The sequence below is a fragment of the Sphingobium sp. RAC03 genome (assembly GCF_001713415.1).
Classification (GTDB): domain Bacteria; phylum Pseudomonadota; class Alphaproteobacteria; order Sphingomonadales; family Sphingomonadaceae; genus Sphingobium.
On the sequence record NZ_CP016456.1, the window covers coordinates 1761912 to 1779998 of the forward strand.

At 62.7% G+C, this 18087-nt stretch carries 15 protein-coding genes; 12 read left to right on the forward strand and 3 right to left on the reverse strand.

The features are described 5' to 3' along the window. The first annotated feature begins 354 nt into the window (after positions 1–354). Together BSY17_RS13075 and BSY17_RS13080 are read left to right on the forward strand one after the other, a co-directional pair. Positions 355–1293: an IS110 family transposase gene (locus tag BSY17_RS13075; protein WP_069065832.1), complete on the forward strand. Its 939-nt coding sequence runs from the start codon at positions 355–357 to the stop codon at positions 1291–1293. A gap of 295 nt (positions 1294–1588) precedes the next feature. Further along, the gene (locus BSY17_RS13080; RefSeq protein WP_006966739.1) at positions 1589–2530 is read left to right on the forward strand and encodes an IS110 family transposase; all 942 of its coding nucleotides are present in this window, start codon (positions 1589–1591) and stop codon (positions 2528–2530) included. Between the two features lie 14 nt (positions 2531–2544). Here BSY17_RS13080 and BSY17_RS13085 read toward each other — a convergent pair whose 3' ends face one another. Next, positions 2545–3282 carry a sulfite exporter TauE/SafE family protein gene (locus BSY17_RS13085; RefSeq protein WP_069065833.1) on the reverse strand — a complete coding sequence of 246 codons (738 nt, stop codon included), beginning with the start codon at positions 3280–3282 and terminating at the stop codon, positions 2545–2547. Between the two features lie 55 nt (positions 3283–3337). Next, on the reverse strand, positions 3338–6040 hold the full coding sequence (ppc, locus tag BSY17_RS13090) for a phosphoenolpyruvate carboxylase (protein ID WP_069065834.1): 2703 nt from the start codon (positions 6038–6040) through the stop codon (positions 3338–3340). A gap of 318 nt (positions 6041–6358) precedes the next feature. On the opposite strand from ppc, the gene BSY17_RS13095 reads away from it, so the two are divergent. Together BSY17_RS13095 and BSY17_RS13100 are read left to right on the forward strand one after the other, a co-directional pair. Then, complete coding sequence (locus BSY17_RS13095) at positions 6359–6619, forward strand: CopG family ribbon-helix-helix protein (protein ID WP_069066963.1); 261 nt, start codon at positions 6359–6361, stop codon at positions 6617–6619. Continuing rightward, complete coding sequence (locus BSY17_RS13100; protein ID WP_069065835.1) at positions 6616–6915, forward strand: type II toxin-antitoxin system RelE/ParE family toxin; 300 nt, start codon at positions 6616–6618, stop codon at positions 6913–6915. Before BSY17_RS13095 ends, BSY17_RS13100 begins: the two co-directional genes overlap by 4 nt. Positions 6916–7030: 115 nt before the next feature. Here the strand turns inward: BSY17_RS13100 and BSY17_RS13105 are convergent, their stop codons facing one another. Further along, positions 7031–8320, reverse strand: coding sequence for an ATP-binding protein (locus BSY17_RS13105; RefSeq protein WP_150125792.1), 1290 nt, complete (start codon positions 8318–8320; stop codon positions 7031–7033). Positions 8321–8697: 377 nt separating this feature from the next. Between BSY17_RS13105 and BSY17_RS13110 the strand changes: the two genes are divergently transcribed. The 8 genes from BSY17_RS13110 (at position 8698) to BSY17_RS13145 (ending at position 18084) form a co-directional block, all read left to right on the forward strand. Continuing rightward, complete coding sequence (locus BSY17_RS13110; RefSeq protein WP_069065837.1) at positions 8698–8976, forward strand: hypothetical protein; 279 nt, start codon at positions 8698–8700, stop codon at positions 8974–8976. Positions 8977–9556: 580 nt separating this feature from the next. Further along, positions 9557–11008 (forward strand): ATP-binding protein, encoded by a 1452-nt coding sequence (locus BSY17_RS13115; protein ID WP_069066964.1) that lies wholly within the window; start codon positions 9557–9559, stop codon positions 11006–11008. A gap of 44 nt (positions 11009–11052) precedes the next feature. Then, complete coding sequence (locus BSY17_RS13120) at positions 11053–12177, forward strand: 8-amino-7-oxononanoate synthase (RefSeq protein ID WP_069065838.1); 1125 nt, start codon at positions 11053–11055, stop codon at positions 12175–12177. Next, positions 12174–12803, forward strand: coding sequence for a dethiobiotin synthase (gene bioD / locus BSY17_RS13125; protein ID WP_069065839.1), 630 nt, complete (start codon positions 12174–12176; stop codon positions 12801–12803). The genes BSY17_RS13120 and bioD overlap by 4 nt, the downstream gene beginning before the upstream one ends. Positions 12804–12905: 102 nt before the next feature. Then, positions 12906–14951, forward strand: a complete 2046-nt coding sequence (locus tag BSY17_RS13130; RefSeq protein WP_069065840.1) for a M13 family metallopeptidase — start codon at positions 12906–12908, stop codon at positions 14949–14951. A 213-nt stretch (positions 14952–15164) separates the two neighbouring features. Next, entirely contained in the window at positions 15165–15548 is a 384-nt protein-coding gene (locus BSY17_RS13135) for a DUF4168 domain-containing protein (RefSeq protein ID WP_069065841.1), read from the forward strand. 122 nt (positions 15549–15670) lie between these two features. Then, a complete protein-coding gene (locus BSY17_RS13140; protein WP_069065842.1) occupies positions 15671–17482 on the forward strand; it encodes a cation:proton antiporter in 1812 nt (603 codons plus the stop codon). After that, entirely contained in the window at positions 17479–18084 is a 606-nt protein-coding gene (locus tag BSY17_RS13145) for an OmpA family protein (RefSeq protein WP_069065843.1), read from the forward strand. Before BSY17_RS13140 ends, BSY17_RS13145 begins: the two co-directional genes overlap by 4 nt. Positions 18085–18087 lie beyond the last annotated feature (3 nt).

Below are 18087 nucleotides of genomic sequence, written 5' to 3' on the forward strand. Positions count from 1 at the left end.
ATGACTTTAAGTCGCATCACTCCGTTCGCCCTGAGTAGGGGCTGAGCTTGTCGAAGACCCGTATCGAAGGGTCGGTTGCGCTTTATATCCTTCGATACGCCATTTGCCCTTCGGTCGTCTGCGACTCCGACTTCGCTCAATGCCTGTCCTTGCATATTGGGGTTGGCATTTATTTCAGCCTTGGTTGAATTGGTGCCGACCTGTCTGGGGTCATGACCCCGGACAGGTCGGAGCGGATAGGCTGTGCCTGTCCTTGGGCATAAAGCTCGCGATCCTCAGCAAAGCCGTCCGCTCCATCCATGATCGTCTCGAACGGTTGCCTGAGCCTTGAGCTCGTATGCAAGGTGGAGAAACATGATGTCGAACCAATATGTTGCCGTCGATGTATCTAAGGCGGCACTCGATATTGCCTTACCGGGGGCTAACGGGGTTTGGCGCCGTACCAATTCGGTGGCGGGGATCGCGGCTTTAAGAAGGCGGCTCGCGACCCTTGAACATCCCCATATCGTCTGCGAGGCAACGGGCCGCTATGGCCGGTTGCTCGCTCGCCAGATGGGAGCGGCGGGGATCGCCATGAGCATCGTCAATCCCAGGCAAGTGCGGGATTTTGCTAGAGCGAGCGGTCAACTCGCCAAAACCGATGCGCTTGACGCTGGCATCATCCTACGCTTCGCTGACGCCATGCAGCCCGCCAGAACACCGCCAACACCTGAAAATCAGGCTCGCCTTGCCGAGCAAGTGCGCAGAAGGCGGCAACTGGTCGGTATGCTGGCTACCGAAAAGCAGCGTCTGTCCGGCCTCGATGACGCCGAAACGCTGGCTTCGATCCGCGAGCATATTGCCTTCCTGCAAGGACAAATCGGCCAGTGCGATGCGCGCATAACGGCTGAAATCGAGGCTGATGCCACGCTCGCGCGCAAAGCTATGCTGCTGGAGTCTATTCCAGGCATCGGCGCCACGACAGCGGCAGTGCTGATCGCCGAACTCCCCGAACTTGGTATCGCTGACAAAAAGCAGATCGCAGCCCTTGCCGGCATCGCTCCCATGAACCGTGACAGCGGCCAGTGGCGCGGTCAGGCGCATATTACCGGCGGCCGACTCTCGGTCAGATGCGCGCTCTACATGGCAACATTACCCGCCATCCGCTTCAATCCAACCATCCGCGACTTCTACCAGCACCTCCGCGCGGGAGGCAAAGCGCCCAAAGTCGCCATCACCGCCGCCATGCGAAAACTCCTCATTATCGCAAACGCCATCGTCCAGCAGGATAAACCATGGGCCAATCTCGCTTGACACCCAATACGGTTGCTGAGCGCCTGCCTTGGCAGGCAGTCGAAGGGGCTACTCAGGACGAACGGTTCTGAGTAAACTCATCACGCTTGTCTTATGACTTTGTGGTCCGTTCGGGTCAGGATGCGATGTCCGGTCCGGGGTGGCCACCCCGGACCGGACGGAAGGGGACGGATCGCAAAACCGCTGGTCGTGAAGGGACCGGGTTAGAGTAGGATCGCCCCTTTCTTTTTCATCAGGCCCGAACGGATACCGGGGCTTTTAAGGCCCGGATGACAAGCATGGGACAGCGAAAAAGATGAGCAACTCTCTACCACAAACCATCGGCATCGACATCTCCAAAGCGACGTTGGACTGCTATGTCCATCCCATCGGGATCGAGCGCCAGTTCCCCAACACCACCAAGGGCCACAAGACCCTGATCGCATGGGCCGGGCAATGGGAGGTCGAGCGGATCGCCTATGAGGCTACCGGCATCTACCACCGCGCGCTGGAGGTCGCGCTCGGCCATATGCCCTGCGTCAAGCTCAACCCGGAACGGGCAAGGCGCTTCGCTCAGGCGACAGGCACGCTCGCCAAGACCGATCGCATCGACGCCAGGCTGCTCGCACGGATGGCGGTGACGCTGAAACCCCCGGTCAGGCCCGCCCGAAGCCCGCAGCAGAACCAACTGGCCGAACTCGTCAACGCCCGCGATGGTCTGGTGCGTGATCGCACCGCGCTCAAAAACCGCGAAAAGAACCTCACCGTCACGCTGCTTAAGCGCCAGTGCAGCCAACGGCTCGAACAGATCGCTCGCCACATCGCTGCGCTCGACGCTGAAATCGCGGCCGTCATTGCCGCAGATGAAAAGCTCGTCCGGCGCCACCACATTCTCACCAGCATCGCTGGCCTCGGCACACTCACCGCCAACCAGATCATCGCCACCATGCCCGAACTCGGATCGCTCGATAACAAGCAGGCTGCCTCGCTCGCCGGACTTGCCCCGGTCGCGCGCCAGTCCGGCCAATGGAAAGGCAAAAGCTTCATCCGCGGCGGTAGGGCCAATGTCCGACAGGCTCTCTACATGCCTGCTCTGGTCGCCGCCCGATTCAATCCAAACCTCAAGGCCAAATACCAGCAGCTCATCGCTGCCGGAAAACCCGCCAAAATCGCCATCACAGCCATCATGCGAAAGCTCATCGTCACCGCAAATGCGCTACTCAGGGCAGATCGTCTCTGGACCACAGCATGCGCTTGACCATCACGGATACTCTAATAGACGCCGATCATCTTGGCCCCCGCCACGATCAGGACCAGCGCCAATGCGCGCACGATCATGGTCGATGGCAGGCGGATGCCCAATGTCGTGCCCACGAGCGCACCGGCCAGCGCGGCCCCGGCAAAAAGCGGCAGCGTTTCTGGCAGCTGTTGCAGCGAGGCCAGATTGCCGAGCAGCCCGGAAATCGAATTGACGAGGATGAACACCGCCGCGATTCCCGATGCGGCGCGCGGTGTTGCCCAGCCCAGGAACAGCAGCAGCGGCGACAAGAAAATGCCGCCGCCCGTGCCCGTCAGACCCGACAACAGGCCGATGCCCGCCCCGGCCGCGATCGCCACGATAATGGGCGGATCTTTGACGTCTTCTGCCGTGCCGAGCGGCTTTGGCCACAACAATCGTGCCGCCGACAGCCACAACACTATGCCCACCAGCGGACGATAGAAATGCGTGGGCAGGATGATGCCCCCGCCGATGAACGCCATCGGGATGGCGCCGATGAGAAAGGGCCAGAGCGTGCGCCAGCGGAACAATCCGGCATTAACGAAGCGGGCGGAGGTGAAGGTCGCGACGATGACGTTGAGAACCAGCGCCGTGGGACGCATGACCTGCGCCGGCAGGCCGAATAACGCCATCAACGCGATATAGGCCGACGCCCCGGCATGACCGACGCTGGAATAGAGCGCCGCGCCAAAGAATATGCAGGCGGCAAGGGCGTAAGTGGCGTCGATCATGACGCGGGCGCTCGCACTCCGGTCCCGCCCCTGTCAATCCCGCCCACCGGCAAACTTACCCGCTGTTGCGCAACGCCGTCGCGATCGCGTTGATCGACAATTCGATGCCTTCCTTGATGCGCGGATCATCCTCGCCAGCCCGATGGCGTTTCAACAGCTCGACCTGCAACAGGTTGAGCGGCTCGATATAGGGCAGGCGCAGCCGGATCGAGGTTTCCAGCGCCGCATTCTTTTCCAGCAATCGCGATTGCGCCGTCGCCGCCAGCAGCCCGTCATGCGTCTGGTTCCACCCTTCGCGTATCCGCCCGAACAGCGTGTCGGCCATCCCCTGATCCTCGACCAGCGGCAGATATTGCGCGGCGATGCCCAGGTCCGACTTGGCCAGCACCATTTCCAGATTGGCGAGCGCGGATTTGAGGAACGACCAATGCTGCGCCATGTCGGCGAGCAGCGCCTTGTCCTCGAACCCGGCCAATGCCTGGCCCACGCCATACCAACCCGGCAGCATCACCCGCGCCTGCGCCCAGCTGAACACCCAGGGAATGGCGCGCAGATCCTCGATCGCGTTGCTCTTGGTGCGGCTTGCTGGGCGCGACCCGATCTTGAGGCCGGAAATTTCCTGGATCGGCGTCAATTGCCGGAAAAACTCCTTGAACCCCTCCGTGCCGTAGACAAGGTCGCGATAGGCAGCGAAGGCGTTTTTCGACAGCTCATCCATCGCGGCGGTAAAGCGCGCGGCGTCGCGCTCCGAAATCCCCTCCGGCTCCAGGCTGGCGAGCAGGGTGGCGCTGGTCATCGCCTCCAAATTGGTCATCGCGACATCGCGCGACCCGAATTTGGCGGCGATCATCTCGCCCTGTTCGGTGATGCGGATGCGCCCCTGCACTGTGCCGCGCGGCTGCGCCTGGATCGCGGCGAAGGCCGACCCGCCCCCACGGCCCACCGCCCCGCCGCGGCCGTGGAACAACTGCATCGCCGCGCCCGCATCGGCAAAGACGGGGGCCAGCGCCTGGCTCGCCTTGTAGAGGCTCCAGGTCGAGGTGATATAGCCGCCATCCTTGTTGCTGTCCGAATAGCCGATCATCACTTCCTGATGGCCGCGCGCCTGCACCACGCCCGCAATTTCGGGCAGGCCGAAATAGGCGGACATGATCGCGGGCGCAGCCTCCAGATCGCCGATCGTCTCGAACAGCGGGATCGCCATGATCGCGGCCTGCGGCGGCGCGCCATCCACGCCCGCCTGCCACAGCCCGGCTTCCTTCAGCAGGATATTGACCTCCAGCATGTCGGACACGCTTTCGGCCTTGGAAATGATATAATGGGTGATGCATTGCGGGCCATAGACGCGATGCGCCTCCGCCGCCGCATGGACGATCGCCAGTTCCGACGCGGTTTCCTCGCCATAAGCGGAAAAGCGCGACCCCAGCGGCCGGTTGCTCGCCAATTCCTTGCGCAGCAGCGCGATGCGCGCATATTCGTCGAGCGTGGCATAGTCCGGCTCGACCCCGGCGACCTTGAGCAGCTCGCCCACCACCCGCTCATGCACGTCGCTATTCTGCCGCATGTCGAGCGTGGCGAGGTGGAAGCCGAACGTCTCGACCGCGCGGATCAACCGGCCCAGCGCCCCGCCACTCGACAGCGCGCCATTGCCCTCGCTCGCCAGCCCCTGCGCCACCGTCACCAGATCGCGGCGGAAATCCTGCGGCATGGCATAGGCCTCGCCCTTGAGCGCGGAGGGCCGGGCAGGCTGCGTGCCGGTCAGCGCGGTACAGGTCGCGGCAAGCCTAGCATAGATGCCGGATATGGCGCGCCGATAGGGTTCGTCCCCCCGGCTGGGCGACGCATCGCCGCTCGCCTCGGCCAGCTCCAGCACCGCCTGCGGCACATGCGCCAATTCGGTCGACAGCGAGAGTTCCGCCCCCAGAGCGTGCAACGCATCGAGATAATAAGCGATCGCCGCCTGACAGCCGCGCTGCAAGGCATGGCGCAATTGCGGCGCCTGAACGAAGGGATTGCCGTCGCGGTCGCCGCCAATCCAGCTCCCCACCCGCAGGAAACTTTGCGGCCGCGCGCCCAGCACCCGCTCCCACCGCGCATAGAGCGCAGGCAGCACCGGCAGGAAGGTGTCGCGGAAATAGGCCAGCACATTGTCGATCTCGTCCGCGACGAACAATTTTTCGCGGCGCAACGGGCGGGTCTGCCACAGCAGCGCGATCTGGCGGAAAATCGCCTCGTCCAGATTTTCGCCATCCTCTGTCTCGTCGCGGCCCGCATCCTTGAGCAGCATCAGGTCGGCGATGCGGTTCTTGTGATCGATCATGCTCTTGCGCCGCACCTCGGTCGGGTGGGCGGTCAGTACCGGCACGATCAGGCTGTGCGACAGCAGGTCCAGCACCGCGTCGCGGCCAATGCCATGCGACTCCAGCCGCGCCAGCACCGACGCGACATCGGCGCCCGGCTCAGCGGCGATGCCCTGCCGATCCTCGGCCAGATTGGCGAGCATCGAAAACAGCATGAACCCGCGCACGAAATTGAGCGTGTCATCGAGCGTCAGCACATCCAGCCCGGTATCGGTCAGGTCCGCCCCCTGCACCCCGCGCGCGCGATCCACCGACGCCGACCGGATATATTCGGTCTGCTTGTAGAGGCTCTCCCCCCCATAAGCCCGGATCACGTCGCCCAGCAGGCGCCCCAGAAAGCGGATGTCGGGATTCTGCGTGATCGCAGGGGCGGAGGGGGAGGGGGAAAGAGTCGCCATGGGGCGCAATGCTGCATTGCAACAGGGAATGGGTCAAGCGGAGGATGTAGGGGCGGGGGCAATTGGCAAAGCGAATGTCGTGCCTTGCCCTCGCCCGCCTCCGCGGGAGAGGCTACGAAGACTTGGCAGCTTGCTGCCTAGTCGATGTCGGCGAGGGTCTTTCTTCTGACTTCCGGCGGTTCATCAGCCTGCAAAAACCGGAGGCCGTTCAATCGGGAGGCCAAACATGCCCGCCTCGACGAGGCGGATATAGATGCATTGCTGGCAAGGGCAGGCACATGTGTTACAATGTGTGCCACCAGCGAAAAGGAATGCGACATGGCTGCCAGCACGACGATGACGATCCGGGTGACGCCCGATCTCAAGGAAAAGCTCGGCCGCCTCGCCCACAATACGCGCCGCACCAAGTCCTACCTCGCCGCCGAAGCGGTCGAAGCCTATGTGACTCGCGAATTGCAGATCATCGAGGGCATAGAGCGGGGGCTTGCCGACAGGGAAGCGGGCCGGGTGACGCCGCATGACGCCGCGATGGACCGGATCGACGCCGCGATTGCCGCAGCCGCCAAAAATGCTGCATGAGGCATGTGCAATGGTCGGATGCCGCGCTTGACGATCTGGAACGGCACATCGTCCACATCGCCAGAGACAATCCGGCCGCAGCGCGGCAGGCCGCGAAACGGATACGCGAGACAGGCGACGCCTTGGCCGACTATGCGACCGGCCACCCCGGCCGGGTCGGCGGCACCTACGAAAAATCCGTCAACCAGCTTCCCTATATCCTCGCCTACGCGCTCAGCCGCGACGACACGGTGCTGGCGATCCTCCAGGTCATCCACACATCGCGCAACTGGCGCCTCGATGATTGGCCAGAATGAGGGGAATTGCCTGATTGTGGTGCGATGGCCGGTTGCGGAGTGACGGGTTTGAGGTTTGCAACGAAAATTTCTGCTATTATCCTGCATTCAACCAACGCAAAAATCCACCCGCCAATTACACCATTCCCGATTTCCCCTGATGAATTTGATCTATTTTCTGTGAAGACCTAATATAAAACATGAAGTATGGATTGATGACTTCAAGCTTATCTTCATCCCACTCTAAGACCGGCGAAAGTTTTTTTATATCCTTGGCTATCCCATCCATTTGTTTGAGGGCTAGTTGGACGCTGGAGCCAACCGGGGTATCTTCCTTGCAGATTATTTTTATTCTCTCCATAATCTCGTCATAATCAAAGCTCATTCGTGGAGGATTTTCAATCAGGGCAAGTAGAATCGCACGGTAGACATCGCCAGAAGATCCATCGGTGAATTGGAACTCTTTTCTTTGAGTTCCGCGCTCTTTCGCTCCGGTGTGAAGCCTCTCAACCGTCCTTGAATAATCAGTTTGCAGAGATGTTCGCTCCAATGCAGAGCGATATTCTGTTTCGGACACTTCAGTTCTCTCTTCCATAATCTGCTTATTCCGAATATCTTTCTCAAGACATAAGTTTAAGCATAGAGACTGCATCAGTTGAGGTGAACCGAGCGCTTCAGTAGCAAGTTTTTTGATTATTGCCGGAGCTATGTCTACGCCGAGAGCCGAGAAGCCATTTTTGGCGATGATTTCCAATTCTACGACCGACCAATAATCAAAAAGAATGGAAACTATGCGCCCAGTCAGCTCGTCATTGGCGCGAACCATATCATCCGATTTGTGTGGAACTGAAGCGATGCAAACACGAACGCCACGTTCACTAATCGCCTTGATAGACTTAGCAATATCAACTTGGGCATCTTCCGAAATATAGTGAAAATCGTCCACAAATACAACAAAATCGCTGCCGCCTAACTCTTTCACTACAGCCTCAAAAAACTCTACACCGAACTTATGCGAAGTTGTTGTTATGAATTCAACGCCGCCATTTATTTCCCCTTCAGCCTTTGCCTTGGCGAAAATCACCCCAGCTTCCGCGCTAGTTTTTCCCGTAGCGCTTGCTTTCACGACCCGTTCCTTGACCTTCTCGATTTCCTCCGGACCACCGATCCACCGCATAACTGATTGCCATAGTTCGTTTGATGATTGTAGCGATTGGCCAGTAACAGGGATTATGCGGTCGGACGTTATAAGAGTGTCGACCAAGGCTGTTTTTCCCGTTTTAGATGGACCGGAAATGGAGATTACCATTTTCGGCATATCAAGAGCAGAAGCTAGCTTTTCTTCATTCTTTTCTTCAGTTCTTTTAACGTAAGTGTATGTAGGGGTTCCGTTTGGGACAAAAACTTCGAAAACAAAATCTGGCATATGTCACCTTTCTACGGTGGATAATGATAAAATAAGCGCCGCTCCTGGTTTTCCAGGCCTTCAAAGCTAATTATTAAGTCAGAACATGGAGGAAGCAAGGGGACATATGTAGATCGGAGGTCAGTTCTATCTGTCACCAATTGCACGACAAGCCAAATAAATCTTCCATTCGCGAGGTCTGCGTTTGAAGCATTTGCCATAGTATCCTGATATCCACCAAAGCCGCTCATCGCTCTGCCGCACGCCAAACTCGCGTTATACGACCCGGCGGGTTTCGGGCTTTCGCTTGTGGTAACGGAGGGGCCAATTTTGGCGCATAACTGCCCAGTCACAAAACCCCCTTTCCTACTTGCGCATCCTCTGATCTATCCTTTCCGATGGACCAGCACCCCACCCCGCCGCCACCCCCGGCCAACCGAGCCCACTGGACGCCCGCCAAGCAGCGGCGCTTCCTCGTTGCCCTGCTCGAAACCGGCACCGTCGCTACTGCCGCCCGCAGCGTCGGCATGTCGCCCACCAGCGCGCATCGCCTGCGTCGGCGGCTGGCGGGGACGATGTTCGACCAGAGCTGGGACTGGGCGCTGGCCCATTATGCGCAGTGCATGGCCGATCCCTTCGCGCCGGACCCGCCGCCGGTCGCTGCCCCGCTGCGGTGATGATGCGGTTTGCGAACAAGACATCAAAATCCTCCCCCGGCGGGGGAGGGGGACCGTTCGCGAAGCGAATGGTGGAGGGGTGTCCCGCTATCGAGACGGCAACACCCCTCCGTCAGGGCTGCGCCCTGCCACCTCCCCTGCCAGGGGAGGATGGGGGTTGTTCGACACGCCAGGACCGGATTTGCAAACCACATGACCGCCACCTGCTGATGGCGATGCCCGCACCTGTGGCCTCCTCTTGGTGTGAAGAAAAATTTTCCGTTCGCCCTGAGCCTGTCGAAGGGCCGCTTTTTCTTCGTTCTAAACTTCCGCGCGAAGAAAAGGACAGTCCTTCGACAGGCTCAGGACGAACGGAGTTTTCATATGCGATAGCCCTGTTGTCGCGTCATAGTGACCCAAGCGTGACTTCACCGTGACCCAACACGAACCTCACCGGGTCTTCACAGCGCCCTCACCTTTACTATTGGCCCGATTTTCCCGACGACGGTGTGAACTTCGACCGATCCTCGACAGGCGCGCCGCTGTCGCCCCCGCCGCACCCCTCTTGCGCTCCCCCGCCCCCATGGGCCATGGGGTGGGCGTGACCGCCAGCATCAGCATAGGAACCGACAGCTTGGGGCAGCCCGTGCTGGTCGACGTGGAGGAATTGCTCGCCACCCGGCTGCTCGTTCAGGGCAATTCGGGGTCGGGTAAGTCGCATCTGCTGCGCCGCCTGCTGGAGGAAAGCGCGCCGATGGTGCAACAGGTGGTGATCGACCCGGAGGGGGATTTCGTCACGCTGGCCGACCGCTATGGCCATGTGGTGATCGACGCCGGCGACTATAATGAGCGTGAGATCGTCACCATGGCGACGCGGATTCGCGAACATCGCGCCTCGGTGGTGCTGAGCCTGGAGGCGCTGGAGATCGACGCGCAGATGAAATGCGCGGCCTCCTTCCTCAACGCGCTGTTCGATGCGCCCCGCGACCATTGGTATCCCGCTTTGGTGGTGGTGGATGAGGCGCAGATGTTCGCCCCTGCCGCCGCGGGCGACGTGTCCGACGAAGCGCGGCGGGTATCGCTGGCGGCGATGACCAATTTGATGTGCCGGGGGCGCAAGCGGGGGTTGGCGGGCGTGATCGCGACGCAGCGGCTGGCGAAGCTCGCCAAGAATGTCGCGGCCGAAGCCTCCAACTTCCTGATGGGGCGCACCTTCCTCGACATCGACATGGCGCGCGCCGCCGACCTGCTGGGCATGGAGCGGCGGCAGGCCGAGCAGATCCGCGATCTGGAGCGCGGGCGCTTCCTGGCGCTGGGTCCGGCCATCTGCCGCCGCCCGGTGTCGGTCAAGATCGGCGCGGTCCATACCAGCACGCGCGGCGGCACCCACAAGCTGATGGCCCCGCCAGTGACCAGCGGCGAGGATTTTCAGGAATTGCTGTTCGCCCCCGAACCGCAGGATGCGGCACCGCTCGCCCCGCCGCGCGCCGATCCGCCGCCCCGCCCGGCCGAGGAGATCATCCGCGCGCTGGCCGATTCGCCGTCGGCCAAGCCCGCCGCGCCCGAACTGGATTTCGGCCAGAATGAACCGGTGGTGATGGCGGTGCTGGAAGAGATTGTCGCTGATCTGGGCGATGCGGCCCCCAGCGTGTCGACTTTGTACCAGGATTTCGGCGTGCGCTGCCGGATGAAGGGGCTGCGCACCCCGCCGCTGGACCTGCCCGCTTTCCGCAAGCGCTTTGCCATGGCGCAGGCGGGGATGATGGACGCGGCCGACCCGCGCTGGGAACCGGCGATGCGCGCTGCCGATGCGCTGCCCGAAGACATGCTCGCGCCCTTCCTGCTGATCGCCCGCGCCGCGATGCAGGGGCTTCAATGCCCCGACGATGCCGCCCTGGCCCGCGCCTATGGCACCAGCTCGCCGGGGCGAGTCCGCCGCCTGATCGACTATATGGAAAAACTGGGCGTCATCGTTGCCCGCACCGATTTTTCGGGCAAACGCTCGATTGGCGTGCCGGGGCTGGGCCTGTCGACGGCGGTGGCGGAGGGCTGAGCGGCGGCTTGCTCCCCTTTCGGGAGCGGCCTATAGCCCCGCCCATGACCGCCGAACCCTTCGCCAGACAGCTTGCCGCTTTGGACGCGCGCGGGCGGTTGCGTCGCCTGATGCCCCGGTCGGGCCATGATTTCGCGTCGAACGATTATCTCGGCCTCGCCGCCGATCCGATCATCGCCGGGGCGGTGGCGGATGCGATTGCACGGGGCGTGCCGGTGGGGTCGGGCGGATCGCGGCTGCTGCGCGGCAATGCGCCCGAACATGAAGGGTTGGAGGCCAAGGCCGCGGATTTCTTCCGCACCCAGGCATCGCTGTTCGTCGCCAATGGCTATGTCGGCAATCTCGCTTTGTTCGGCACCCTGCCGCAGCGCGGCGACCTGATCGTCGCGGACGAACTCATCCACGCGAGCGCGCATGACGGCATCCGCATGAGCAAGGCCGCCGCCGTCTTCGCCCGACACAATGATGTGCAGAGCTTCGCCGACCTGATCACCGCCTTCCGCACCGAAGGGGGCAAGGGCCGCATCTGGATCGCGGTCGAAACGCTCTATTCGATGGACGGCGACCTCGCCCCGCTCGCCGATCTCGCCAAGCTGGCGGCGAAACATCATGGCATGCTGCTGCTCGACGAAGCCCATGGCACCGGGGTCTTCGGACCGGGTGGACGCGGGCTTTCGGCCGGGCTGGACGGGCTGCACAATGTCGTCACGCTCCATACCTGCGGCAAGGCGATGGGGGTGGAAGGCGCGCTGATCTGCGGGCCACGCCTGCATATCGACTATCTCATCAACCGCGCCCGCGCGTTCATCTTCTCCACCGCGCCCTCGCCGCTAATGGCAGTCGCGGTGTCCGCCGCGCTCGACCGGATAGAGGAAGCGAGCGACCTGCGCGATCGGTTGAAGACGTTGCGGCAGGATGCCGCCGAAGCCATCTGCGCACCGCTCGGCCTGCCCACGCCGCGCAGCCAGATCGTGCCGGTCATCCTGGGCACGGACGCGCGCACCATGGCGGCGGCGGCGGCCTTGCAGGACGCCGGGTTCGACGTGCGCGGCATCCGCCCGCCGACCGTGCCACCGGGCACCAGCCGCCTGCGCCTATCGCTGACGCTCAATGTCGGCCGCGCCGATATCGCCGCGCTCGGCCGCGAATTGCAAAGGATCGTAGGATGACCGTTCTTATCGTCACCGGCACCGATACCGGCATCGGCAAAACGGTCTTTGCCGCTGGCCTCGCCGCGGCGTTGGGCGCGCATTATTGGAAGCCGATCCAGGCCGGGGTCGACCCCGATGGCGACAAGGAAGAAGTGGCTCGTCTGTCCGGCCTGCCCGCCACGCACATCCTGCCCGAAGCCTATCGGCTGACGACCCCCGCCTCGCCGCATCTGGCCGCGCGGATCGACGGCGTGACGATCGAATTGGACCGGCTGGCGTTGCCGCAGATCGATGGACCGCTGGTGGTCGAGGGCGCAGGCGGCGTGCTGGTGCCGATCAGCGAGACGCTGTCGATGGCCGACCTGTTCTCCCATTGGGGTCAGCCCGTCATCCTGTGCGCGCGCACCGCGCTCGGCACGATCAACCATAGCCTGCTCAGCATCGAGGCGCTGCGCGCGCGCGGCGTGCCGATCGCGGGCATTGCCTTCGTCGGTGAGGCGCATGCGGAAAATGAGCGGATCATCCCGCTGCTGGCGGGTGTGCCCAGCCTTGGCCGCCTGCCGCTGCTCGACCCGCTAAACCCGGCCACGCTGGCGCAAGCCTTTGCCGCGCATATACGGCTTTCCGATCCTTTCAACGGCTGATAATATTCGACCAACGACATGGACAGGCTTGTTGGACAGGCGTTCAAGTCCCCGTCATGCCGGGCGCGTCCGATGCGCCCACTTCAAGCAAGGGATGCTTTGATGAAACACCTCCTCCTGGGCGCTGCCGCCTCCGCACTGGCGCTGACCGCTGGTATCGCCCACGCGCAACAGCCCGCCCCAGCCATCACCACCGCCCCAGTTTCGGCCAAGCCCACCTATGGCAGCTATGGCTTCGACGCGGCGGGCATGGACCTGTCAGTGAAGCCGGGCGATGATTTCTACGACCATGCCAACGGCACCTGGGCGAAAAACACGCCGATCCCGGCCGACAAGTCCAACTATGGCGCGTTCAACACGCTCGACGAATTGTCGCGCACCCGCACCCGCGCGATCCTGGACGCGGCGAAAGATGATCCGGCGAGCAAGATCGGCGCGGCCTATGCCAGCTATCTCGACACCGCCGCCGTCGAAGCCAAGGGGCTGGCCCCGATCAAGCCTTGGCTCGCCGAGATCAAGGGCGTGAAGGACAAGGCGGGCTATGCGACGCTCGCCGCCAAGGCTGCCCGCGCCGGGATCAGCGGCCCGTTCCGATTCTATGTCGGGCAGGACGATAAAGACCCCGAAACCTATATTCTGTCGATGAGCCAGGGTGGGCTGGGCCTGCCCGATCGCGACTATTATCTGGATGAAAAGCCGGAAATGGCAAAGATCCGCGCCGCCTATGTCGCGCATCTGGAGACGATGCTGACGCTGGCGGGTGAAACAGACGCCAAGGCGCGCGCCGCCGCCTTGATGGCGTTCGAGACGGAAGTGGCCAAGGTCCACTGGACCCAGATCGACAGCCGCGACGCGGACAAGACCTATAATAAGCTGACGCTGGCCGCCCTGCAAAAGGCCGCGCCAGGCTTCGACTTCGCCGCCTATTTCAAGGCGAATGGCCTGACGCCGACCGACCTGCTCGTCGCCCAACCCTCCGCCATCACCGGCGAGGCGGCGCTGATCGCCAAGACGCAGATGGCCGTGCTGAAGGACGCGCTGTTGCTGCGCAGCCTGCATGCTTATGCCGACAAACTGCCCGACAACATCGCCAATGCCGACTTCGCCTTTTACGGCACCACCCTGTCAGGTACGCCAGAGCGTGAGGCGCGGTGGAAGCGGGGCGTCGATTTCCTCAAGGATTCACTCGGCGAAGAGGTCGGCAAAGTCTATGTCGCGCAATATTTCCCGCCCGAAACCAAGGCGGCGATGGATGTGCTGGTCAAGAATGTGATCGCCGCCATGGGACGTCGCATCGACGGCCTGCCGTGGATGAGCGACACCGCCAAGGCGCGTGCGCACAAGAAGCTGGCGGCCTTCACCCCCAAGATCGGCTATCCCGACAAATGGCGCGACTATGATGGCCTCGCCATCCAGCGCGACGATCTGCTGGGCAATGCGATGCGCGCCAATCAGTTCGATTTCGACTATAATATTGGGAAGCTGGGCAAGCCCATCTATCGTTGGGAATGGGGCATGACGCCGATGGAGATCAACGCCTATGCCAATTTCGGCATGGTCGAGATCGTGTTCCCCGCCGCGATCCTGCAACCGCCCTTCTTTGATCCCAACGCCGACCCGGCGGTCAATTATGGTGGCATCGGCGCGGTCATCGGCCATGAACTGAGCCATCATTTCGATGATCAGGGCGCGAAATATGACGAGACCGGCAAGCTCAACCAATGGTGGACCGACGCTGATGTCGCCAATTTCAAGGCGCTGACCGACAAGCTGGTCACCCAATATGACGCCTATGAGCCGTTCCCCGGCGCGCATGTGAAGGGGGCGTTCACGCTGGGCGAGAATATCGGCGATCTGGGTGGGCTGGCGGTCGCGCTCGACGCCTATCATGCCTCGCTGGGCGGCAAGTCCGCGCCGGTGATCGACGGCATGACCGGCGACCAGCGCTTTTTCCTGGGCTGGGCGCAGGTGTGGCGGCGCAATTATCGCGAGGCCAATCTGCGCCAGCGGCTGGTCACCGATCCGCACGCGCCGTCGCAATATCGCGCCGATATCGTGCGCAATTTCGATAGCTGGTATGAGGCGTTCAAGCCTGCGCCGGGCGGCAAGCTTTATCTTGAGCCTAAGGAGCGCGTCAAAATCTGGTGATGACAAGCGTGCGCCGACTCCGTTTCGGAGTCGGCGCACGCTTGTTGCAAGGTCGCAACGATAAGGGCTGCTGACGGCCCGTTTCGCAAAAAAGACGAGTCGTCGGGAACCCGAACATCGTCCGCCTTATGCCACGGCTCGACGGAACGGGCCTTCCCATGCCGATGCGTTGTCCACAGCTTCTGACGGGTCATCAGTTCAAGGAGACGCATTGTGAAGAGCCTCACCCTTTCCCACGCCCTCAAGGCTGGCCTCGCATCGGCCGCTCTTTTCGCGGTTGCCCCGCTCGCGGCGCAGACCACGCAGCCCGCCCCAGCCGCGCCCGCTTCCCCCGCGGCACCCGCCGCCGGAGCCAGCAATTTCAGCGATAGCGATATCCAGCAATTTGCCGCTGCGGCCACCGAAGTGACGAAGATCCAGGCGGATGCGTCGATCCCGGCCGCCGAGAAGCAGCCCAAGATGCTCGCCGCGTTGCAGGCGTCCGGCCTGCCGCCTGAAAAGTTCAACCAGATCGGCCAGGCTGCCGCCACCGACCCCGCGCTTCAGCAGCGTATTCAGGCCGCCGCACCCGCCGCCCCGGCGCAGCCGCAGCCCTGATGAAAGACGGATGGGCCGGTCCTCGATCGGCCCATTTTTCGTCCCACCGCCCGGTGGTTCCCCGACCGGTTAAAAATATCAGGGGGTGACGGCGGCCGCGCTGTCTGTCTATCGTGCCCGCCATGCAGCAACTGGCCCTTTCCATCGCGCTGATCGGCATATTGGGGATCGGCGCGCAGTGGATCGCCTGGCGCACGGGCTGGCCTGCCATTGCGCTGATGCTGGCGGCGGGCGTCATCGGCGGCCCCGTTCTCCACATTATCAATCCCGAACATGTGTTCGGCGAACTGCTCGAACCCATGGTGTCGATCGCGGTCGCGCTGATCCTGTTCGAAGGTGGCCTCAGCCTCAATTTCCGCGAATTGCGCAAGACCGATGGCGCGGTGATCCGCCTCGTCCTGCTCGGCGCGCCGATCGGCTGGGTATTGGGCGCTATCGCCTGCTATTATGTCGCTGGGCTGGTCTGGCCCGTCGCGATCCTGTTCGCCGGGATATTGGTGGTCACGGGGCCGACCGTGGTGCTGCCCTTGCTGCGTCAGTCCAACGTCGCGGCGCGGCCGCGCGCCATCCTGAAATGGGAAGCGATCGTCAATGATCCGGTCGGGGCGCTGCTCGGCGTCGTGACCTATGAATATCTGCGCCGGGCGGGCGAGGGCGGGACGCTGGCGTCGGTCATCTTGTCGCTGCTGGGTGCTGCGGTCATCGCAGGCCTGATCGGCTGGCTTGCCGCCCGTGCGATCGGCTGGGCCTTTCCGCGCGGTCATGTGCCCGAATATCTCAAGGCACCGATATTGCTGGTCGCGGTGATTGGTGTCTTTGTCGGATCGAACATGATCCAGCAGGAAACCGGATTGCTGGCGGTCACGGTGATGGGCGTGGCGCTCGCCAATATGCGCTTCGATTCGCTGCGCGACATTCAGCCGTTCAAGGAGAATGTCACTGTCCTGCTGATCTCAGGCGTGTTCGTCATCCTCTCTGCCTCGCTCAACCTGGAGGTGTTGCGCCAGTTCGAATGGCGCTTCATCGGCTTCCTGCTGGCGCTTTTGTTTTTGGTGCGGCCAGCCACGGTCCTGCTCAGTCTCGCTTTCTCGCCCGTCCCCTGGAACGAGCGGTTGCTGGTCGCGTGGATCGCGCCGCGCGGTATCGTCGCGGTGGCCATTTCCGGCCTGTTCGCGCTGCGGCTCGACCGGCTCGGCTATGGTGACGGATCGATCCTGGTCACCTTGTCCTTTGCGGTCGTCATCGCGACGATCCTCTTCCACGGTTTTTCGATCAAGGCGGTCGCGCGGCTGCTCAAGGTAACGGGTGCATCGGAACAGGGGCTGTTGATCGTCGGTGCGACGCCTTTCAGTCTGGGGTTGGCCGATCAGTTGCGCCAGCTCGACATACCCGTGACGATCGCCGACAATAGCTGGCAGCGGCTTGCCCCGGCCCGGCACAAGGGCATCCCCACCTATCATGGCGAGATACTGTCCGAAGCCACCGAAGAGCGGCTGGATCTCACCCAGTTTCAGGTGTTGGCTGCTGCGACGGGCAACGAGGCCTATAACGCGCTCGTCTGCAATGAATTTGCGCCGGAAATCGGGCGCGACAACGTCTATCAGCTGGGCGATGCCAGCGATGATGACGATCCGCGCACCTTGCCAGAGTCGCTGCGCGGCCGGACGCTCTTCACGTCAGGCCATGGCGTGGAGGATATTGTGGAACGCGAGGAGCAAGGCTGGACCTTCCGCAAGACGAAGATCAGCGAACAGTTCGATTATGAAGCGGCCCGCGCCGCCTTGCCGCCGGAGGGCGACATGCTCTTGCTTGTGCGCCGGACCGGGGCGCTGCGTTTCTTCTCCCATGCGTCGCGCCCCACGCCCCAGCCCGGCGACACCATCCTGTCCTATGTGCCGCCCGCCCCGATCCGATCGAAAGGAAAGGAAGAATGACCAAATTGGCCCCAACCGCGCTGCTCCTGTGCGCGAGCTTGGCTGCGTGTCAGCCGCCCGCTGGGCAGGAGGCTGCCAATAACGCGATCGCCGACAATGGCGTGGCGGACAATGGCGCGGACAATATGGTAGAGCCGCAACGCTCCATCCTGCGCCCCGAAGTCGTGCCCACGGTGGAAGAACCCAAGATCGAGCCGGAAGAATTGCTGATCGGCTTCGGTGCCCTGTCGCTCCAGTTGGACGATGGGGCGAAGGCCGCTCTGGACGCGCTGATGACGACCCCAGCAATGCAGGCGGGTGGAGCGGTGGCGCTGCGCGGGCATAGCGATTCGCTGGGCACCGATGGCGACAACCGCGTCGCCTCGCGCCGCCGCGCCGAGCGGGTGCGCGATTATCTGCTCGAAAAGGGCGTGGCGGCCGAGCGCATCACGCTGGTCGCGCTGGGGGAAACCCGGCCGATCGCGCCCAATGCCAAGGAGGATGGCAGCGACGATCCCGAAGGCCGGGCGAAGAATCGCCGGGTCGAGGTGCGCGTCACGCCGCCGCCGGTCGTCATCCCGCCGCCCGTGCCGGTGGATGCGCCGGACGCGGAGAAGCCATAGCCT